This window comes from Caballeronia eucalypticola (assembly GCF_047608185.1).
Taxonomy (GTDB): Bacteria; Pseudomonadota; Gammaproteobacteria; order Burkholderiales; family Burkholderiaceae; genus Caballeronia.
In genome coordinates, this window is the sequence record NZ_JBLKRU010000019.1 from 135,357 (window position 1) to 150,390 (window position 15,034).

Annotated in this window: 15 protein-coding genes; 12 read left to right on the forward strand and 3 right to left on the reverse strand. The window is 56.1% G+C overall.

All coding sequences use genetic code 11. The annotated features are described in order from the left end of the window. Positions 1–3 precede the first annotated feature (3 nt). The 8 genes from ACMX25_RS22165 to ACMX25_RS22200 all read left to right on the forward strand — a co-directional run bounded on the left by ACMX25_RS22165 (position 4) and on the right by ACMX25_RS22200 (position 6,261). Positions 4–660, forward strand: coding sequence for a fumarylacetoacetate hydrolase family protein (locus ACMX25_RS22165; RefSeq protein WP_414952213.1), 657 nt, complete (start codon positions 4–6; stop codon positions 658–660). Further along, positions 657–1,103: a nuclear transport factor 2 family protein gene (locus ACMX25_RS22170; RefSeq protein WP_414952214.1), complete on the forward strand. Its 447-nt coding sequence runs from the start codon at positions 657–659 to the stop codon at positions 1,101–1,103. Before ACMX25_RS22165 ends, ACMX25_RS22170 begins: the two co-directional genes overlap by 4 nt. A gap of 11 nt (positions 1,104–1,114) precedes the next feature. Then, positions 1,115–2,218 (forward strand): cupin domain-containing protein, encoded by a 1,104-nt coding sequence (locus ACMX25_RS22175; RefSeq protein ID WP_414952215.1) that lies wholly within the window; start codon positions 1,115–1,117, stop codon positions 2,216–2,218. Beyond that, complete coding sequence (locus ACMX25_RS22180; protein ID WP_414952216.1) at positions 2,215–3,237, forward strand: ornithine cyclodeaminase family protein; 1,023 nt, start codon at positions 2,215–2,217, stop codon at positions 3,235–3,237. The genes ACMX25_RS22175 and ACMX25_RS22180 overlap by 4 nt, the downstream gene beginning before the upstream one ends. Positions 3,238–3,249: 12 nt before the next feature. Further along, a complete protein-coding gene (gene hpaH / locus ACMX25_RS22185; RefSeq protein WP_414952217.1) occupies positions 3,250–4,053 on the forward strand; it encodes a 2-oxo-hept-4-ene-1,7-dioate hydratase in 804 nt (267 codons plus the stop codon). A gap of 15 nt (positions 4,054–4,068) precedes the next feature. Continuing rightward, positions 4,069–4,893, forward strand: a complete 825-nt coding sequence (gene hpaI, locus ACMX25_RS22190; RefSeq protein ID WP_414952218.1) for a 4-hydroxy-2-oxoheptanedioate aldolase — start codon at positions 4,069–4,071, stop codon at positions 4,891–4,893. Positions 4,894–5,174: 281 nt separating this feature from the next. Continuing rightward, entirely contained in the window at positions 5,175–5,894 is a 720-nt protein-coding gene (locus ACMX25_RS22195; RefSeq protein ID WP_414952219.1) for a Crp/Fnr family transcriptional regulator, read from the forward strand. Positions 5,895–6,063: 169 nt separating this feature from the next. Continuing rightward, complete coding sequence (locus ACMX25_RS22200) at positions 6,064–6,261, forward strand: hypothetical protein (RefSeq protein ID WP_414952220.1); 198 nt, start codon at positions 6,064–6,066, stop codon at positions 6,259–6,261. 444 nt (positions 6,262–6,705) lie between these two features. On the opposite strand, the gene ACMX25_RS22205 is transcribed toward ACMX25_RS22200, so the two are convergent. From ACMX25_RS22205 to ACMX25_RS22215, 3 genes are all read right to left on the reverse strand, one after another. Further along, complete coding sequence (locus ACMX25_RS22205; RefSeq protein ID WP_414952221.1) at positions 6,706–7,227, reverse strand: GNAT family N-acetyltransferase; 522 nt, start codon at positions 7,225–7,227, stop codon at positions 6,706–6,708. A 222-nt stretch (positions 7,228–7,449) separates the two neighbouring features. Continuing rightward, complete coding sequence (locus ACMX25_RS22210; RefSeq protein ID WP_414952222.1) at positions 7,450–8,379, reverse strand: ROK family protein; 930 nt, start codon at positions 8,377–8,379, stop codon at positions 7,450–7,452. Beyond that, complete coding sequence (locus ACMX25_RS22215) at positions 8,376–9,410, reverse strand: SIS domain-containing protein (protein WP_414952223.1); 1,035 nt, start codon at positions 9,408–9,410, stop codon at positions 8,376–8,378. Before ACMX25_RS22215 ends, ACMX25_RS22210 begins: the two co-directional genes overlap by 4 nt. A 399-nt stretch (positions 9,411–9,809) precedes the next feature. On the opposite strand from ACMX25_RS22215, the gene ACMX25_RS22220 reads away from it, so the two are divergent. From ACMX25_RS22220 to ACMX25_RS22235, 4 genes are all read left to right on the forward strand, one after another. Beyond that, positions 9,810–10,571, forward strand: a complete 762-nt coding sequence (locus ACMX25_RS22220; protein WP_414952224.1) for a DeoR/GlpR family DNA-binding transcription regulator — start codon at positions 9,810–9,812, stop codon at positions 10,569–10,571. 440 nt (positions 10,572–11,011) lie between these two features. Then, positions 11,012–12,487 (forward strand): APC family permease, encoded by a 1,476-nt coding sequence (locus ACMX25_RS22225; RefSeq protein WP_414952225.1) that lies wholly within the window; start codon positions 11,012–11,014, stop codon positions 12,485–12,487. A gap of 123 nt (positions 12,488–12,610) precedes the next feature. After that, the gene (locus ACMX25_RS22230; protein WP_414952226.1) at positions 12,611–14,206 is read left to right on the forward strand and encodes a GMC family oxidoreductase; all 1,596 of its coding nucleotides are present in this window, start codon (positions 12,611–12,613) and stop codon (positions 14,204–14,206) included. 82 nt (positions 14,207–14,288) lie between these two features. Beyond that, on the forward strand, positions 14,289–15,008 hold the full coding sequence (locus ACMX25_RS22235; protein ID WP_414952219.1) for a Crp/Fnr family transcriptional regulator: 720 nt from the start codon (positions 14,289–14,291) through the stop codon (positions 15,006–15,008). The last annotated feature ends 26 nt before the right edge of the window (positions 15,009–15,034 follow it).

The window sequence follows — 15,034 nt, forward strand, 5'->3', positions numbered from 1 at the left end:
CCGATGTTGGCTTCCACCAAGATAATCTGCGCCGGTGTGAACTACGCGAAACACGCAGCAGAGACGGCCCGGCAAGGCTTGCAGTATCCATCGATGTTCGTGCGCTTCGCCGACTCATTCGTCGGTCACGGCGAGCCGGTAGTCCGGCCGCGCGTCACTGATTCATTCGACTACGAAGCTGAGCTCGTGGTCGTGATCGGTAGGGCAGGCCGTCACATTCCCGAGGACCTGGCGTTGGAGTACGTCGGCGGCTACACCTGCATGGCAGAGAATTCCGCGCGCGACTATCAAAAGCACAACGCACAGGTAACACCCGGCAAGAACTTCGATCGATCGGGGAGCGTGGGTCCGTGGATCGTGACACCGCAGACCATCCCGGATCCGGAGACGCTCGTCGTGACGGGCCGGCTCAACGGCGGGATCGTCCAGCAGGCGGGCGTCCGGGAACTGATTTGTCCCGTAGCCCGACTCATTGCCTATGTAAGCACGTTCACGACGCTGCGCCCCGGCGACATGATCGCAACGGGCACACCCGAGGGTGTCGGTGCATCGCGAAAACCACCGCGTTTCATGCAGGCGGGCGATGTTTTCGAAGTGAACATCAACGGAGTTGGGTGCCTGCGTAACAGCGTCGAACTTGAACAGGAGGCGAATCAGTGAATGCCCTGGAACGCCTGTTAATCGAACGCGACTGTGAGGCCACCGTGCTGGCATTTTTCGCCGCCCTCGATGCTCATGCCGATCCGGAGGTCGCCGAACAGCTTGCGGAAAATGGCATCTGGGAGCGCGCCGGCAAACGGTTGGAGGGACGCGCCGCAGTACTGTCTGCGCTCGCCAAACGCCCCATCGAACGCGTCACCTGCCATCTCGTCAGCAATCTGTGCTTCGATCTAGGCGACGAAAGCCATGCCGTCGCCCGGTTTTACTTGCTTGCCTATGAAGGGTACGCCGCGAGCAGCGCAGACGAAGCAGGTCCGCGTCTGGTCGGTATCCGTGCCTGTACGGATAGCTTGTCGCGCCACGGCGAACGCTGGTTGATCGACTTGAAGTGCAGCCGTCCACATCTACCCATGGCCGCGCCGACCCCCGAACTTTTGAGATAAAGGAGACTGTCATGGAATCAACGCAACCTCGTCTGGTCGATGCCCCTAAGCCCGCTGATCACCGACTCAACATTTGGAAGCCGTTGCGGGTGTCAAAGGAAATAATTGATTGCGAAATCCAACGGCTGGCCGAGCTTTCGGCAACCGAGGAGAGCCAGCGTGCCGCCGTCATCGTGCACCCGTCCGCCACGCTGCCCGGGCTTGGATTCGCCCCGGGTATCGACGTGACGATTAATGTGCTGAAGCCTGGCGAGCAGACCGCGCCGGTGCGCCGTAATTCAAACCAAATTGAATTTTGCATTTACGGAAGCGGCGAAGTCCATGTGGGAGGCAACGGCGCGGATCCCGCGTATTTGGAGCCGCGTGACGTATGCACGATTCCTTCCATGCAGAGATATTGGCATCGTAACAATGGGCAGGCCCTGTGGGTTTGGCTGAGCTATTCGAATGCGCCGTTGCTAGAAAAACTGGGCATTCATTTTGTGGATGCTTCGCCAAGCGTCAGCGAAAAATCCGTCGCCACCGGAGACAGCGGCTACAACCGCGGCACGTCGCCGGACATATTGCTTACGCAAGCAGGGGCGCGCATGCGCGGCTATGAGTTCTTGACGGACATTAAAGTCATTGAAAACCGGCCGCTTCACTGGCCATGGCGTCTTGTCTCGGACCATGTGACACAACGTCCGGGCGATGGAAAGCGCGGCATCATGCTGCTTTACAACCCAGCGACCGGACGGCGCAACGGCACAACCCACAGCTTCTTTGCAACAATATCGTCGACTCCTGAGGGTGCGCCTCCGCGTCAAGCGGGGCGCGGTCACCGGCATGGGTCGGTCGCAATTAATTACCACTTTCAGGGCAGCGGCTGGAGCAAGGTCGATGGTGAGACGATTGAGTGGCGCGCGGGCGATCTGTTGTTGTCGGGCCCATCATGGTCCGAACACGCGCATTACATCGGACCACAGGGTGCCCAAATTCTCACCGTCCAAGATCATCCATTGCATATCGGCATGGAATCGTTGATCTGGCAGGAACGTTTGGATGGACCGATTCTGACGCTCGGATCTGAGAAGGGGCAGACAGGTTATGTTGGTCCACGCATAGTGGGGGCATGATGAGCGTGCATACGAGCAATGCCGACAGCAAGGCCAGCGCATTGTGGCTCACCGAGCAGGACGTGATCCGGCACGTGTCACTCGCGGACACGATCGAAGCGCTAGAGGCGGGGCTGGTGGCCGTATCGAAGGCAAGTGCTTTTAACATCCCAAAGGCGCTAGGGAGTTTTGGCGACGGGGGGTCGATGCATTCGCTTGGCTCGGCCCTGCCGGATGCTGGTTACTGTGGCTACAAAAACTGGGTCAATACGAAGCAAGGCGCTAAAGCGGTATTCGTTCTTTTCAGCACCGATGACGGCCGGCTTCTTGCGATCATGGAAGCCAACGCGCTGGGACAGTTGAGAACCTCCGCGATCGCGGGTGTCGGTACGCGTTGGCTCGCCCCGGAACACGCGAACGACTTTGCGATCATTGGCTCGGGAAAGCAGGCTATGGCGCAAATTGCAGCGGTTCATGCGGTTAGGCCCCTTGCGCGAATCAGGGTGTGGAGTCCGACGGAACCCAAGCGACGCGCCTTTGCTGAGCAAGTCCGGATGCAGTTCGAAATCGATGTGATTGAAGCGGCCACACTCGATGCTGCCACCGACGGTGCATCGATCGTCACGCTCGTCACTCGTGCGACACAACCTTTTTTATCGGCGAGTCAACTCAAGGCCGACGCGCACGTGAACGCCATGGGCGCGATTCTTCCCGGTAATGCGGAGTTCCACGAAGACCTGTTCGTGCGGGCACGTGTCGTCGCTGTCGATGACGTTGTCAATACGCAGCGCGCGTCGCGAGAGTTCATCGATTACTTTGACAAGCGTAGCTGGGATGGCGTGCAGTCGCTTGGAAACATCATTGCCGGTGGTGTGAAGGCGTCACCCGGTGACGGCATCACCTTGTTCAAGGCAATGGGTATGGGGATGTCCGATCTTTCGGTGGCTCGAATGGTCTATGAGCGCGCGTTGAGTGATGAAAGGCGGCGGCACTTAACCTTGCCCCTTTCCTCGCGCGCCCCCATTCGTTTTACCTCGTAGAAGGCGACTTTCATGTTTAGCCAAACTCTGATTTCAGAACTTGCAATTGAGCTGAATTGCGCAGAGAAGGAGCGCATTCAATTAGAACATTTCTCGAGGCGTTTTCCGGAGATGACAATCGAGGACGGTTACAACGTTTCGCGCGCATGGCTCAAGTTGAAGCTGGCTGAGGGACGGACCGTAAAAGGGCACAAGATCGGTCTGACGTCGCGTGCGATGCAGCAAGCGAGCCAGATCACCGAACCCGATTACGGCACGCTCCTCGACGATATGTTCTTTGAGAGCGGGGGAGAGATCCCGATTGCGCGTTTCATCGCGCCGCGTATTGAGGTCGAGCTCGCGTTCGTTTTGAGCAAACCGTTGAAGGGACCCGGTGTAACGCTATTCGACGTGCTTGCAGCAACCGAATACGTGGTTCCCGCCATTGAGATAATCGACGCACGCATTGAGCAATTTGATCGGCATACGCAACGCATGCGCCGCGTCTTCGACACGATAGCCGACAACGCAGCTAATGCAGGCGTCGTGCTGGGGGGCCTTCCTGTAAAGCCGGACACGACGGACTTGCGATGGGTCGGCGCGCTACTGTTCAAGAATGGTGTGATCGAAGAATCGGGGCTCGCAGCGGCCGTGCTCAACCATCCCGGGAACGGCGTCGCTTGGCTGGCAAACAAGCTTGGTCAGTGGGACGAAAGCCTGAATGCGGGGGAGATCGTGCTGGGTGGTTCTTTTACGCGCCCCGTTGCAGGCGCGGTCGGGGACGTGTTTCATGCGGATTACGGCCCGGTCGGGTCGATCTCGTTCCAGCTTGTATGAGTGAAGAGGTAAATCATGAATCTATCGAGCAACCTATTTAAAGCCGCGCTACGTGATGGCGAGCCGCAGATCGGGCTTTGGGTCGGGTTGGCAGATGCGTATGTAATGGAATTGCTGGCGACCACCGGCTTCGACTGGCTGCTGCTCGATGCTGAGCATGCACCTAATGACGTGCGCAACATCCTTCCACAACTTCAGGCCGCGGCTGCATATCCGGTGCATTGCGTGGTGCGGCCGCCCATTGGCGACGCAGTTTTGATTAAGCAATACCTCGATCTGGGCGTGCAAACCTTGCTCATACCCATGGTGGAGAGCGCGGAGCAGGCTGCGGCACTGGTCAAAGCGACGCGCTATCCCCCTCACGGCATCCGTGGCGTAGGCAGTGCGCTGGCGCGCTCCTCGCGATGGAACCAGATCGACGGCTATCTATCCCAGGCTGACGCACAGATTTGCCTGCTGGTACAGGTCGAATCGAAAGAGGCACTGGGGGCTTTGCCGGAGATTGCTGCGGTAGAGGGCGTGGACGGTGTTTTCTTCGGCCCCGCAGACCTGTCGGCGAGCATGGGCTATCTGGGCAATCCAAGCGCGCCTGCGGTCCAAGATGCGATTGAAGCGGGTATTGCCACAGTTCTTCGCGCAAAAAAAGCGGTTGGAATTTTGACAGCTGATAGGGAGTTCGCACGGCGCTATCTGAAGCTAAACGCAACCTTTGTAGCCGTCGGTGTGGATACGACGCTGCTAAGCCGGGCCGCGAGAGAGCTTGCTAAAGAATTTAAGCAGGGCAATGAGGGCGAACGCCAGTCGGCTTGGCCGTCTAGGAGCAAGGGAGACGTCTACTAACGCTGTTGGTTCCGTCACCGCGAAGTTGAGACGACCCCCTCCGCGCCGCGCGCGCCAGTTTGTGTATGCTCGATTTCCAAGCTAACATCGCAGGGCGCAGCCACGGCTCGCGGTCCAATAGCTTCGGAGATGAGAGACAGGGGTCGTTGACGGAACGCTTCGCTGGAGTCGTGTGTGCCGGCTAGGCGAGCGGCCATTCGGGGATTTGCTTCAACTTACGAAGGGTTTTATCGGCATCGCCGCCAAACCCGGCACTTTCCAGTTTAACTTTTGAGGCCACTATGGTGAGTAGCGAAAAGCCTAGAGAAAATTGTCTTTTGTCGGTGCTGCCAAAGGCTGAGTTGGACCGGCTATTGCCGCATTTAGTGCTAGTTAAAATGCCGCTTGGTAAAGTCGTGTACGAGTCTGGGGATCAACTCGAGCATGTCTATCTTCCGACCACCTCAATCGTATCGTTGCTTTATGTTCTTGAGGATGGTGCATCAGCGGAAATCGCGATTGTTGGCAACGAGGGACTGGTCGGAATTTCGCTATTTATGGGCGGGGAAACGACCCCAAGCAGAGCCGTGGTGCAAAGCGCCGGGGAAGCGTATCGACTGGGAGCGCATGTTCTGAAAGAGGAGTTTCGTCGAGCCGGACCGGTTCAGCGCCTGTTGCTACGATATACACAGGCGTTAATCACGCAGATGGCGCAAACGGCCGTATGCAATCGCCATCATTCCATCGACCAACAATTGTGTCGGTGGCTTTTGCTGAGCATTGACCGACTGCCTTCCAACGAACTCAAAATGACACAAGGACTCATTGCGAACATGCTCGGTGTTCGGCGCTCAGGCGTAACCGAAGCAGCGCTCAAGCTACAAGAGGCGGGGCTTATCCGCTATAGCCACGGGCACATCGAGGTATTGAATCGAACTGGCGTGGAAGAACGCGTTTGCGAGTGCTATGGCGTTGTCAAACGGGAGTTTGACAGGTTGTTGCCCGGCACGACAGCGGCTTAACTGGTCGTAAATGCGGCGCATACGCAATTCGTTCGAAATCGAAGACTCAGTAAGTCGGCCGCGTTAATTCGGGTGGCTGCTAGCGGTAATCCTTTTCGGCTGCAGCACAAGAAATCAAGTCGTGCCCTCGGCACTTACCCAGAAAATCCGGGAGGGGGCGGCGAAATCGGTGAGCCGCTGTTTATTCGCCACGCGCTCGGTCGTGTCGACGCTGCCGATCAAGGCTAGCGCTGTTGCAATCGCACTGATGCGCGAAGCGCTGTCAGCAGCCGACGCTACTACATACCTCGCCAAACAGCACGTTTCGAAGTTCATCGAACACGAACAACTGCACCTGGGTCTATCAGTGTGCTCGGTCAGGCGGTGAACCGAACACGAGGTGACGTAACAGAATGCTTCCCTCGTGGAGGAGGCGGCAGCAGGCGGCCCAGTCTCCGGAGTAGCAAGCGGCACCGCTTGCTCGGACCGCCGCATCATTTGCCATAGGATACGAGACGCCGTAATCTCGATGATTGGATATTGTTATTAAACATTGGCAAGTGAAGAAAGCATGTCAGAACTGTTAGTGCCGACGGCGACTCAAGGGCTGCGTGCAGCGGGGCAAAACAAGCCAGGCCGATCAAGCGGGACCGCCGCCGACCCCCACAAGCCACGAATCGTCGGACTACCGAGCGGTCTTGGGCCGAGGCCGTAATGCTTTTGGGGCACGCTCCATCACAAAACTTTGTTTGCCAGTCTTCCCTTGCATGTCAACAATGCCTCTTTGGTCCTCCCGAACGCTAAGCGTGGCACCGGGTGTCGGTCCACTTGATCATATGTGAGCCCCTTTGGCAAGGTGGGCAATGGGATCCGCCGCGACCATGATCACTTCGTCCGCAGAATAGAGGTCAGTAATCACCGCTTGAACTTTTGCGCCCAATGCCGATTGATACAGACGCCACGCGTGATTATCGGAGCGAGTTGTAATCAGAATCGATTTTACACGGGCGCCTCGGGCTCGGAGTGCCTCGTTGACGTCAAGTAGAGATCCGACGAGGGCACGCCCGATACCTTGACCTCGATAAGTTGGCAACACCGCGATTTGCTCAAGTTCGAGCACCACTTCAGTTCGGAATCCGCTTTTCTCGGCCCATACGACATATCCGACAATGTCGCTTCCACATTGAGCGACGAAGTAGCGCATCCGCGGATACCCATGAGCGGTGGCCGTCACCCATTCCATCGAATGGCTTTGTCTAGCAAAGCTCTCGTGATGTACGGCTGCGATATTCTCCAGGTCCGCCGCACAACTTGGGCGGACGGCAATGGTGGACTTTGTGCCAGTATTCGCCATCTTTGCTACTCCTCTATGTGGCTCGGGGCTCGTCGGCATCAATTCCGACAGCATCCGAATCTGCGCGGGCATAGGGCACAGCCTTCGAATTGTGCGGAGGTAGCAATCACTCGAACGCGACAAGCAAAGTCTGACTGTTTCACGGGTCGGAATCAGTGAATAAGTGCATAGGGGCGGTTGATAGTTACCTATTCGCGATTCCTGATATCTGCCAGGTCGCGCTTAAAGAGGCGGAAGCGGTGGAAGCAGTGCCGCACCCGCTGCGCCTGCTGCGTCTCCAAGTAGCGATTGGACAATGTTTGAATTGACTGTAAATCCTTTGGATCGTATAAGCGATTCTTCTACACCCGCTTGATATAGGGGATAAAGACGAGCCGCGCTACCACTTAAGATCGTGATGTCCGGACCGTACAGCATCAGTAAAGTGTTCAGTCCACGTCCGACATATCGTCCATATCGCCTGAATACATCCTGTACCTTCGGATCCTGTTTGCACTGTTTGCGGAAGAACGGCAGGTCCTGGTTTTCGTACGCCATGTCGGGCAGTAGCTTTTGCAACTCACGCTGCAACCACGTGCGTGATGCAAGGCACTCCCAGCACCCCTGCAGACCGCAATAACATCGAATGGGATTGCTCGAGACGGGAATATGTCCAGCTTCTGGGTGTGAGCCATCGGCTGCCCTGAACGGTCGTCCTTTTATCAGTAACGCGACGCCGATGCCCGTACCCAAGGTGACCATAAGCATGCGTCTACTTCCGACGCCCGCGCCAAGATAATATTCCCCCAGCGCCGCCGTAACCGCATCGTTGTCGATGTGTACTTTTAGATCGAACGCGCTAGACAACTCATCCACGAGTGGAAAATTCGAGAACACCGGCAGTGTGTCCTCGTTTTCTATTACACCTGTCCGTATGTTCACGGGACCACTGGCGCCTATCCCGAGCGCGAGAAGTTTTTTTCCGCTCGGGACCAGTTCCCGAATGCTGCCGACGAGTTTTGCCACACGTTCGGACTGGCTCAATGGATTAAACGATGCGGTTGGTACAGTCAGACTGGCCAGCTCGCGACCTTCACTCGAGATGACAATACGAACACCTGTTCCACCAAGGTCAATTCCTGCACGAACATTGTTGTCTTGATCGGGACTCATATCGTCACCGTAATCTTCCTGCCGTAGAAAAACTCGCCGGGCACCAATCCTTTTGCACGTGCGATCAAAACGGTGAAGTGTTGAACGTAAAGCATGCCGGCGATTATCCGAACGATCTCTCGCGATGCAGTGGTCCTCAGTTGCTGGCTGCGCCCATACGCTTTGGGCCCAATTGTCACAACTTCTGTCCCGTTCGCTGTCAGGTCTTCGGAAAGCGCCTGCAGCGTAGCATCTGTGCCATCGCCAATGAGTAACGCGATCATCCCCGGGCCTGAAGTCTCCATAGGGCCATGACGGAATTCTCCACTCAAATACCCTTCGGCCATCACTTTGCAGGCTTCCTTCAGAATAAGAGCGCCAGTCATTGCGGTTGCACCATCCGCACCAATACCAACTAGTGCGAGACGAGGCTCGCCGCCCTCGCGGAAAGCTTGACTGACTATCGACTGGACGGCACTTCTATCATCGATTAAGCGAGCGAACTCAGCCATTGCTGCCCGGATCCCGGCAATAAGAGGGGCTTCATCTGCATGACGAAGTGTTAGCGTGATCCGGTATTGCGCAATCAAGGTGTTCACATAGCTCTTCGAACTAACAGTCGCTTCGGAACCGCTTTTAAGCGCCACGAGAATATCGGCTCGCCTTGCGAGCGTGCTCTGCTCGTCGTTGGTCACACCGATGATGGTCGCGGGTCGCGTCGTACCATCGAGCTTGTCCAACAGAGCAACGATTTCTCCGCTCATGCCGGACTGAGATGTCGCCCAGAGCAAAGTTTTGCCGGTAACGAGCTCAGGAAAGTCGAGGAGGGTACCTGTGTCGATGCGCCAGACCGGTAAGCCACGCGCAGCAAGGTCCCGCTCGATTGGAATAGTCGCGTAATGCGAAGATCCCATGCCGGTCAAGACGATCCGGTCATAAGCGGAGAGTTCCAATTGGTGCAGCGATGGCGGCAGTTCGTAGGCGAGCTGATCGGCGATCGCTATTAACTGATCGCTAATGTCCTGCTCGTAAGGACTGAAGTGATTTTGCATGCGCACGCTCGGACTCCCAAGACAGAATGAACCAATAATATATGCACGATATCGTGCGGTCAATGCACATTTTCGAGCTAGGCATGTCGGTGTTACAGTCATCCCGAACGTATCAGGGATGTCAGGGCGGCAGAGACATCGTATTACGCCAAGATTAGCCGAGCGCTGGACTCTTTACCCCGCGGGTCAGCGGTTCTTTTTCATTAGCGCTGGTTGCTCGCATTGCGCGGGGAGGCGACGGCGGCCCACTACAAAACCAAACCTGGTATCGGTAAGATGCACGCAGACGTGCAGCAATTGCACGTAAGGACCGAGGGCACTTGGGTAAGTACGGCCTAGATGCACACAAGATTGCCCGGATTTGCCTTCCAACCAGCTTAGACAATCCGATTGCCGCCAATGACTGCTACCGAGCGACGTGACCAGATAGTTGAACTCTTAAGAGCCCGCGGCTACGTCAACGCCGGTGAACTGTCCGAACTATTCTCCGTTGACGGATCGACAATCCGGCGGGACCTGATGTCCCTGGAAAAGACGGGAAGGGTTATACGTACCCATGGGGGATTGCTCCCCGCGCAAGATGCTTCCGAAGGGGACACGCCGTACAACATTCGCCGCAACCTGAACACGCAGGAGAAAACGCGCATCGCCGCTGCTGCTCTGAGTGAGATCAAAGACGGTCAGTCGATGATCCTGGATAACGGCTCGACTGTGTTCTACCTCGCCCTCGCCTTGAAAGCGAGGAAAAATATCACGGTGATAACAAACGACTTGATGACGGCGATGCAACTTTCGCAACACCCAAGCATCACGCTGCACGTAGCGGGCGGTGTGATGCTTCATAACGTTTACACGCTGGTGGGGCCGGACACGACCAAGAAATTCGAGCATATGCACGTCGACTGGGCCTTCCTGGGGGCCGAGGGCGTGCATTTCGAAAGTGGCATCACCAACATAAACACCGTTGAAATTCCAGTGAAGCAAGCGATGATTGCCGCAGCAGAACGAACGGTCGTTCTGGCAGACAGCTCAAAGATCGGATACCGGGCGTTGGCGCATGTCTGCTTGCTCGACGCCATTGATCACGTGATCACCGACGACCAGCGCCCCATAAAAAATCTGAATAAGTATGGCGAGAAGCTTCAGGTCGCCCGGCCATAAAAGCGCCTCAACGCCCAAGTGATAGGGCATCCGCGCAAATTTCGGCCGGATTCCTGGGGGAACAACAGCGTCTGGCTTGATCCTGCCCAGTTAGCCAGGGCGCCGGCAAGACCCGCCTTATAACCGATATCAGGGTAAGTCCTGAGTACGGATCGCGCAAGCGTCGTTGGCAAATACAGAGCAACGATCACTTCATAAGCAAAGATCCCGGCAAACCCGCGTCACTACTGACCTCCAGACCACTCAACGGCGCAAATATGCGCCGCTCGCGAGGCTCGGGATCCGGCACCCGCAAACCTCTTTGCGTCGCTTTGAGACCGGTGTATTTCAAGTTGCACGATTTCGAGACTTGACTGCACGTTTTCGTGCGTTAATACTAAATTTACACCGAGGACGAACGCATCGCTGCCTCGCCTAACTACTGATTAAGGAGAATCCCTGTGATCAATGATGATTCGGGAGCAGTGCGTAGCCTTCAACGCAACTCGGTCGGACTGCCCACGGTCCTGATGCAGAGCATTGCTCAGATTGCGCCAGCAGTCGGCGTCCTGACGACGATCGCTTTCAACACTCAACAGGCTGGTATGGGCGCCCCCTCGACCTACATCGCGGCATTCATCATCGGCTTGGTCGTCGCAATCTCCCTTGCCCAACTCGGGAAACATCTGCCTTCGGCCGGCGGCTTTTACACGTACGTCAGCGCAACAGTTGGCCCGCGCTCCGGATTTATGGTTGGATGGCTTTACTCATGGGTCGTAGCGTTGATTCCTGGAGGGCTTGCCTCTTACACAGGGTTTGTTTTGCAGACCGAGTTGCAGCAGAACTACGGCGTGAACATCCCATGGCAACTGATCACCTGTGCCATTCTTCTGGTGGTGGGGTACACGGGATACAAAGGCATCCGCGCGTCTGGGAAGATGCTCACGGTACTCTCCATCGTTGAGATGTTGATCGTAGCTGGATTGAGTATCTCGGGACTGGTGTCGCCCGGACCGGGAGGAATAACGTTTTCTGGCTTCAACCCGGCCAGCAGCACTTCGTCACATGGTTTCTTCCTAGCGGTTGTGCTTTCCATCTTCGCATTCACGGGATGGGAAGGCGCAGCGGCCGTCGCAGAGGAAGCCCGCAACCCACGCAAGGTGATTCCCCAAGCGATTATTGGCTCGATGATCCTTCTGGGTATTTACTATGTCTTCTGTGCGTGGGGAATTCAAATCGGCTGGGGCACGCAGCATCTGGATGGTCTCGCGAATTCGAAGGAAAACCCGGCGTTTGTCGTGGCTCATCGGCTGTGGGGCCACGGATGGCTGCTTGTGCTGCTTGCGCTGCTGAATTCCGGTATCGCAGTTTGCATTGCGTGCACGGTCGACTCAACTCGCAACTGGTATGCGATGGCGCGCGCGGAGGCGATGCCGCAGTGGCTGAATCGCATCCATCCTGTTCATCACACCCCGTACACAGCCGTTATTGCTCAAACGGTGCTGGCGCTCATCGTTGGCGTAGTGGGAGGAGGTTTCCTCGCACCCGACCAATCGTTCTTTATGCTTGGTACGCTTGCGACCATCATCTACGTCTTCGTCTACCTGATGGGCAATATCGGTGTCGCACGTTATTTTCTGACGACGGCGCGCCGTGAACTCAATGTACTGATTCACATCATCTTCCCTGTCATATCGACAATCGCGCTGTGCTTTGTCTTGTACTACTCTCTCGTGCCATTGCCCGATCCACCGGTTAGCTACGCACCGGTCGCGTTCGGCATTCTGCTGGTCGCAGGGTTGCTTATGTTGTGGCGCCTCCAGAGAAGCGGCCGTACGAATTGGAAAACACTCTCCCGGTATGTCGTTGACAGCGAGTCCAGCGTGCCGTCACGAGATCCCGAAGTTGACGTACGGGTGCCTAAGCTTGGAGTGTGAAGCACATGGGAGGCGACGCAGCCGCGAAGCCTAACGCGTTATCTTTTAAAAAACCCGATCGCCTGCCAGGGTGGCATCGCAGGCGTGCATCGGAACAGCAGCAATCTTGCACTGGATTAAGTCATGAGCAGCAACGTTCGAGAATTTGACTACGTCATAGTCGGCGCGGGCTCTGCGGGCTGTGTCCTCGCTAATCGATTGACGGAGGATCCGGCGGTCGAGGTTTGTCTTATCGAGGCCGGCCCCAGCGACAAAAGCATATTTATCCAGATGCCGGCCGCGCTTACTTTTCCTATTGAGAGTGATGTTTTCAACTGGAAGTTTGAAAGCGAACCAGAACCTGAACTCCACGGCCGTATTATCGGTCAGGCACGCGGGCGTTGTCTCGGGGGCAGCTCATCAATCAATGGCATGGTGTACGTGCGAGGAAACAAGAAAGATTACGACAGCTGGCGCGACGTCGGCGTCGAGGGATGGAATTTTGAAGACTGTTTGCCTTATTTTCGGCGGATGGAAACGTTTGAAGATGGACGCGACCCGAGACGAGGTGGGTCAGGCCCAATCACGGTCGTGCGCAGCAAGGCAGATCACCCGCTGTATCGGTCGTTCCTGCAGGCAGGCCAGGAGTTCGGTCTGCGTGATGCGGGTGACTACAACAGCGGCGAGCAGGAAGGTGTGCACATAACGCAGGCTAACATCCGCAACGGAGTCAGGTGCAGCACGAGCCTCGCCTATCTGGAGCCTGCCCTGAAGCGTAGAAACCTCACTGTCATGACGGACTGCCTTGTCGAGCGGATTAACTTCGACGGCAATGCGGCGAGCGGTGTGACATTGAAACAAAAAAACGAGCAGAAAGAGGTACGAGCAGCTCGTGAAGTTATTCTGTCCGCGGGCACGATTGGCTCACCACACCTTCTGATGTTGTCGGGCATAGGTGATCGCACGCAGTTGCAACAACATGGAATCGATTCTCGCGCTCATCTGCCTGGCGTTGGCGCGGATCTTCAAGACCATGTCGTGGCGCCGTTGCGGTTCCGTACTCCAAATGGTGTTTCGATACGCCAGCAACTTAATACATTTGGTCGACTGAAGCTCGGCGTTGAATGGTCACTCTTCAAGACAGGGCTTGGAGCGACAAATTTCTTTGAAGTCGGGGCGTTCTTCAAAAGCAGCGACGACATCGACTACTTCAATATGCAACACGAGTTCCTGCCGTTCCTCGCGGACTTTCAGTCTGGGAAGGTCACGATATCGGATGGCTTCCAGTATTTTGTCAGCCAGATGAGGCCGTACAGTCGCGGCAGCGTCACCCTGAAATCGGCTGACCCGGCGCAGAAGCCAGCAATCCGGTTCAACTATCTCACCGATGATCGAGACATTGGAGAGATGGTAAATGGCATTCGCCGCACCTTGGAGATGGCGAACCAATCGGTATGGTCGCGTTATAGAGGTGAGGCTATCGACACGCCGAACCTGAGCGACTCCGATGCTGATATGGCAGCCTGGCTGCGTAATGTTGCCAATACTGAACATCATCCGACGAGCACGTGCCGGATGGGTACCGACGAAAACGCCGTGACCGACGAGCTTGGCCGCGTACATCACGTCAGCAACCTGCGTATCGTCGACGGTTCGATCCTTCCGAAGGTTCCGTCCGCCAACATCAACGCGCCCATCATTATGGTGGCGGAGAAAATAGCGGCATCTATGACGCGGTAAGCTGCTTGTGGTTTCACCTTCGATGAGCTGTGTTCTGCGGCCGCCAAACCCGGCACTTTCCAGTTTAACTTTTGAGGCCACTATGGTGAGTAGCGAAAAGCCTAGAGAAAATTGTCTTTTGTCGGTGCTGCCAAAGGCTGAGTTGGACCGGCTATTGCCGCATTTAGTGCTAGTTAAAATGCCGCTTGGTAAAGTCGTGTACGAGTCTGGGGATCAACTCGAGCATGTCTATCTTCCGACCACCTCAATCGTATCGTTGCTTTATGTTCTTGAGGATGGTGCATCAGCGGAAATCGCGATTGTTGGCAACGAGGGACTGGTCGGAATTTCGCTATTTATGGGCGGGGAAACGACCCCAAGCAGAGCCGTGGTGCAAAGCGCCGGGGAAGCGTATCGACTGGGAGCGCATGTTCTGAAAGAGGAGTTTCGTCGAGCCGGACCGGTTCAGCGCCTGTTGCTACGATATACACAGGCGTTAATCACGCAGATGGCGCAAACGGCCGTATGCAATCGCCATCATTCCATCGACCAACAATTGTGTCGGTGGCTTTTGCTGAGCATTGACCGACTGCCTTCCAACGAACTCAAAATGACACAAGGACTCATTGCGAACATGCTCGGTGTTCGGCGCTCAGGCGTAACCGAAGCAGCGCTCAAGCTACAAGAGGCGGGGCTTATCCGCTATAGCCACGGGCACATCGAGGTATTGAATCGAACTGGCGTGGAAGAACGCGTTTGCGAGTGCTATGGCGTTGTCAAACGGGAGTTTGACAGGTTGTTGCCCGGCACGACAGCGGCTTAACTGGTCGTAAATGCGGCGCATACGCA

What these genes read in the sequence shown, in the direction of transcription:
- ACMX25_RS22230 (WP_414952226.1), top strand. Translation starts at nt 12,611, where the DNA reads ATGAGCAGCAACGTTCGAGAATTTGACTACGTCATAGTCGGCGCGGGC.
- hpaI (WP_414952218.1), top strand. Translation starts at nt 4,069, where the DNA reads ATGAATCTATCGAGCAACCTATTTAAAGCCGCGCTACGTGATGGCGAG.
- ACMX25_RS22220 (WP_414952224.1), top strand. Translation starts at nt 9,810, where the DNA reads ATGACTGCTACCGAGCGACGTGACCAGATAGTTGAACTCTTAAGAGCC.
- hpaH (WP_414952217.1), top strand. Translation starts at nt 3,250, where the DNA reads ATGTTTAGCCAAACTCTGATTTCAGAACTTGCAATTGAGCTGAATTGC.
- ACMX25_RS22235 (WP_414952219.1), top strand. Translation starts at nt 14,289, where the DNA reads ATGGTGAGTAGCGAAAAGCCTAGAGAAAATTGTCTTTTGTCGGTGCTG.
- ACMX25_RS22165 (WP_414952213.1), top strand. Translation starts at nt 4, where the DNA reads ATGTTGGCTTCCACCAAGATAATCTGCGCCGGTGTGAACTACGCGAAA.
- ACMX25_RS22205 (WP_414952221.1), bottom strand. Translation starts at nt 7,227, where the DNA reads ATGGCGAATACTGGCACAAAGTCCACCATTGCCGTCCGCCCAAGTTGT.
- ACMX25_RS22195 (WP_414952219.1), top strand. Translation starts at nt 5,175, where the DNA reads ATGGTGAGTAGCGAAAAGCCTAGAGAAAATTGTCTTTTGTCGGTGCTG.
- ACMX25_RS22180 (WP_414952216.1), top strand. Translation starts at nt 2,215, where the DNA reads ATGATGAGCGTGCATACGAGCAATGCCGACAGCAAGGCCAGCGCATTG.
- ACMX25_RS22210 (WP_414952222.1), bottom strand. Translation starts at nt 8,379, where the DNA reads ATGAGTCCCGATCAAGACAACAATGTTCGTGCAGGAATTGACCTTGGT.
- ACMX25_RS22215 (WP_414952223.1), bottom strand. Translation starts at nt 9,410, where the DNA reads ATGCAAAATCACTTCAGTCCTTACGAGCAGGACATTAGCGATCAGTTA.
- ACMX25_RS22175 (WP_414952215.1), top strand. Translation starts at nt 1,115, where the DNA reads ATGGAATCAACGCAACCTCGTCTGGTCGATGCCCCTAAGCCCGCTGAT.